This is a genomic window from Moorena sp. SIO4E2, assembly GCF_010671945.1.
Classification (GTDB): Bacteria; Cyanobacteriota; Cyanobacteriia; order Cyanobacteriales; family Coleofasciculaceae; genus Moorena; species Moorena producens.
On the sequence record NZ_JAAHIE010000702.1, the window covers coordinates 1 to 3260 of the forward strand.

Genomic DNA, 3260 nt, shown 5'->3' on the forward strand with positions numbered 1-3260 from the left:
CCGTTGCCACACGGTATCGAGTGAGCCAAATCCATCAACGATCCATTGCTCCTGTTGCAAGAGGTGATCATGGGCGGCTTTAAACTCGGCATGGGGCACCTGATCACCGCCCGGTCTATATTGCATGGAATCGAGGTGTACCAGGGGTAATCCAGTTATTTCAGCTAAACGTTTGCTGAGGGTCGATTTGCCAGCGCCAGCATTGCCAAATACTGCAACTCTCTTCATAGTTAGGGAGTAGGGAGCAGGGAACAGGGAACAGGGAACAGATAAGAGGGAACAGGGAAAAATCCTGTGTACCTCATTAGGCTAAAAAACGCTATACTGTTCCCAATTCTCCATTCTAAATTCTCCATTCTAAATTCTCCATTCTAAATTCTCCATTCTAAATTCTCCATTCTAAATTCTCCATTCTAAATTCTCCATTCTAAATTCTCCATTCTAAATTCTAAATTCTAAATTCCCTTTAATTGTTGCTCCAATTCTATCACTTTCCCCTGAATATCTAGACTCCGGTAGAGTTCTAAACTTTCCGTAAAAAATTGGTAAGCCCTTGCTTTAGTATTCCCTTGATTACCCTCAACACGACGCAAGTAAATTTCCCCTAATAGCTGGCGAGCAGAGGCTTCTAGTTTCCGACGGTTGTAGTCTAGGAATATTTGTAGAGATTCCATGGCTAATGCTTCCGCTCGGTCAAGGTTTTCTAAGACATTTACCTCTAGGTAAGCCCGGGAGATATCTAGAATTTCTTCCGCCCTATCGACAATTTCTCCAAGTTCTGAAAGTAACCTTAAGCCCATGGTGTAGTTGGTTTCAAATTGCTCTATCTGTTCCGGTAGAGTAGGGTGGTTGGAGGGTAATCGGCGCAAGTGTTCTGAATAGAGTAAGCCAAGAGCGGTATAGTTGTAGGCTTGGTTGGCTTTGTAGTCGTTGGCTTTACTAATTTCGATGGCTTGACCAATACTTTGCTCCCCTTGGCTGAGTAAGTGGAGGGCTTGGGTTGTGTCTGGAGTATTTCTGGCTAGGAGGCGTTGGCTGTTACCGAAGAATTGGATCTAAAGTCCCGTCCTTATAGGGCGGCTTTTTTTGGAGTTTTATCCTATTCATTGTATAATAAATTAATAGCGGAAGGTCGATACGTGATGATTATTATAGAGTTCAAGGCATACGGCAAACAGAAACAATATCTAGCAATAGATGAGGCGATCAGAACGGTTAAATTTATCCGTAATAGCTGCCTTCGCTATTGGATGGACAACAAAGGGGTTAATAAATACGACCTAAGCAGATATAGCAAATATTTGGCTAAAGAGTTTCCGTTTGCCAATGAGTTGAACTCTACTGCCCGTCAAGCTAGTGCTGAAAGGGCATGGTCATCAATCGCTCGCTTCTTTGATAATTGCAAGAAAAAGGTTCCCGGAAAGAAAGGCTATCCCCGGTTTAAGAAACACTCTCGTTCGGTTGAGTATAAGCAGTGTGGATGGAAACTGTCCCCAGACAAAAAGTCAATCATCTTTACCGACAAGAAAGGAATCGGAAAGCTTAAGCTTAAGGGGACATGGGATTTGTGGCACTTTGACAAAAAGCAAATCAAGAGGGTTAGGATAGTCCGTCGAGCCGATGGGTACTATGTTCAGTTCTGCGTTCAGCTTAATAATAATGAAGAACTAGAAAAAACTGGACACACTCTTGGCTTAGATGTAGGACTCAAATATTTCTACACTGACTCAGACGGAAATGTCGAACCTAATCCCAGATTTTACAGGAAAGGCGAAAAGCGTCTAAAGTTTTATCAACGCCGGGTTTCTCGAAAAAAGAAAGGCTCTGCTAACCGTAAAAAAGCTATTAATAAACTAGGTAAGACACACCTCAAAATAAGCAGGCAACGTGAAGAACACGCCAAGAGACTGGCGCGTTGCGTAGTCCGGTCTAACGACCTGGTCGCCTATGAAGACTTGAGGGTAAAAAATCTGGTCAAAAACCACTGTCTCGCCAAGTCTATTAATGATGTAGGTTGGTATCAATTTAGAAAATGGATAGAGCACTTTGGCACTAAGTTTGGCAAGATAACTGTTGCAGTAAATCCTGCTTATACCAGCCAAAACTGCTCTAACTGCAGTGAAGTAGTCAAAAAGTCTCTATCAACTAGAACCCATATCTGTCAATGTGGTTGCCAGTTAGATAGAGACCATAATGCTGCAATCAACATTCTGAATCGAGCCTTAAGTACGGTGGGGCACACCGGAACTGGGATTGACCGTAGGTCACGCTACGGGAACGTCGATCCAAACGCTTGGGGAGAAGCGGCCTCTACTCTTCCTGGCTCCGGCCTGGTTGAGCAAGCTGCCTCATTGAACCAAGAATCTCCGCGCCTTTAGGTCGGGGAGTGTCAACCCAATCTTGATAGATTCTAGCAAGCTGATAGTAAGCTAATGCTATACCTGTTTGGTCATCAAGCTGCTGACGGATGGCTAAATCTTTGAGTTGACAATCGAGAGCTAGCTGATAGTTGCCCCAGTCTCGATAACAATCAGCTAGCCAAGACCACTGATTGGCTACATTATTTTGTAAATCTAACTGCTGATTGATTTCAACGCTGTCTTGGTAGAATGCGATCGCTTTATCATATTCGGCTTTTCCCTACCTGTTATGCTAAATTATTAGCTTTGATGACATCAAATTACTATCATGTATAGCTTTAAGGTTTTGATAATTAGTTTTTACTATAAAATTTTAGCTAAACCCATAACCTTCTTATTGTATCAACAATTTAGATTGGGTTTATAAAAATTTAGCATACTCAAAACGGAATATCATCAAATTATTCCTTTTTAAAGTAACAGGTAGCTATTGCCCTAGCAATGTAACCATTGATAGGACTATCTGAATTTTGATGAATCTCCTCTAACATCCCAATAGCCTGATCATACTTATCCGGGCGGACATAAGACAGTGCTGTCACAAATTCTATGGATTGTTGACTTGCCTGATCCCGAATCGGATGTTGTCTGGTTGCTTCCAGAGCTGGGGTCATCTCTTCCCCTAGCTCTAACACCAAATCGATCAGATCATCGCATAGCATAAGCTCTGGCTGTTGAACTAGCTGTTGAACAAATTCATTTACACCACTAACTAAGCTGTTCGGCATTTAAATTGGTATAATAAAAATTAATAAATAACCCAATAATAGGAAATATGCCAGCAAAAAATTATCTGACACAAGAGCAAAAAACAATACTTCAAAAAGCCTTAAAAATAGA

The 3260-nt window shown here is 41.7% G+C and carries 4 protein-coding genes; 1 reads left to right on the plus strand and 3 read right to left on the minus strand.

Annotated elements, in window-relative coordinates:
- A partial coding sequence (locus F6K37_RS35665; protein WP_502887803.1) for a P-loop NTPase family protein occupies nt 1-228 on the minus strand: 228 nt, incomplete at its 3' end.
- Between the two features lie 227 nt (nt 229-455).
- Nucleotides 456-869 (minus strand): hypothetical protein, encoded by a 414-nt coding sequence (locus F6K37_RS35670; RefSeq protein WP_287255639.1) that lies wholly within the window; start codon nt 867-869, stop codon nt 456-458.
- Between the two features lie 273 nt (nt 870-1142).
- Here F6K37_RS35670 and F6K37_RS35675 point away from each other — a divergent pair, with 273 nt between their 5' ends.
- Nucleotides 1143-2378, plus strand: a complete 1236-nt coding sequence (locus F6K37_RS35675; protein WP_287255641.1) for an RNA-guided endonuclease InsQ/TnpB family protein — start codon at nt 1143-1145, stop codon at nt 2376-2378.
- A gap of 443 nt (nt 2379-2821) precedes the next feature.
- Here the strand turns inward: F6K37_RS35675 and F6K37_RS35680 are convergent, their stop codons facing one another.
- Entirely contained in the window at nt 2822-3148 is a 327-nt protein-coding gene (locus tag F6K37_RS35680; RefSeq protein ID WP_287255644.1) for a hypothetical protein, read from the minus strand.
- Nucleotides 3149-3260 lie beyond the last annotated feature (112 nt).